Below are 915 nucleotides of genomic sequence, written 5' to 3'. Positions count from 1 at the left end.
TCCACCCCCCGGCTGCGCCGGGCGGTCCCCCTCCCCGTGCCGGGGAGGACATTACAGCGCGAAGATCTTTCCCGGATTCATGATATCCTGCGGGTCCAGCGCGCGCTTCACCAGCCGCATCGTGTCGACCGCATTGCCCAGCTCGGCCTCCAGCCAGTCCTGCTTCCCGATGCCGATCCCGTGCTCGCCCGTGCACGTCCCGTCCATCGCCAGCGCGCGCTCGACCAGCCGGGCGTTGATCCCCGCGACCTCCTCGAACTCGTGCGGCTGCGTCGGATCGATCGAGAAGATGACGTGGAAATTGCCGTCGCCGACATGGCCCAGGATCGTGGCGGGTACGGTCCCCGCATCGATGTCGGCGCGCGTTTCCAGGATGCATTCGGGCAGGCGGCTGATCGGCACGCACACGTCGGTGGTCCAGCCGACGGCGCCCGCGCGGACGTTGATCGCGGCATAATAGGCCTCGTGCCGCGCCTTCCACAATCTCGCGCGCTCCTCGGGCAGGTTGGAGAAGGCGAAGTCGCCGCCGCCGTTCGCGCCCGCGAGCGCCGCGACCATCTCCACCTGCTCCGCGACGCCTGCGGGCGAGCCGTGGAATTCGAAGAACAAGGTCGTCGTCTCGGGCAGGTCCAGCTTCGACCAGGCGTTGCACGCCGCGATCTGGCGGTCGTCGAGAATCTCGACCCGCGCCAGCGGCACGCCCGACTGGATCGACTGCACCACCGTGTCGACCGCGCCCTGCATCGTCGCGAAGCCGCAGATCGCGCTGCTGATCGTTTCCGGGATCGGATGCAGGCGCAGCGTCACCTCGGTGAAGATGCCCAGCGTCCCCTCGCTGCCGACGAACAGCCGCGTCAGGTCGTATCCCGCCGCGGACTTGCGCGCGCGCCGTGCGGTGCGGATGACCTGCCCTTG

1 protein-coding gene is annotated in these 915 nt (G+C 69.1%); it reads right to left on the bottom strand.

Going from position 1 to position 915, the window contains the following annotated elements; translation table 11 throughout:
• Positions 1-51: 51 nt before the first annotated feature.
• A partial coding sequence (locus ASG29_RS15355; protein ID WP_321163204.1) for an FAD-linked oxidase C-terminal domain-containing protein occupies positions 52-915 on the bottom strand: 864 nt, incomplete at its 5' end.

This window comes from Sphingomonas sp. Leaf412, assembly GCF_001425405.1.
Lineage (GTDB): Bacteria > Pseudomonadota > Alphaproteobacteria > Sphingomonadales > Sphingomonadaceae > Sphingomonas.
This window is presented reverse-complemented; position numbering and strand designations above follow the sequence as displayed.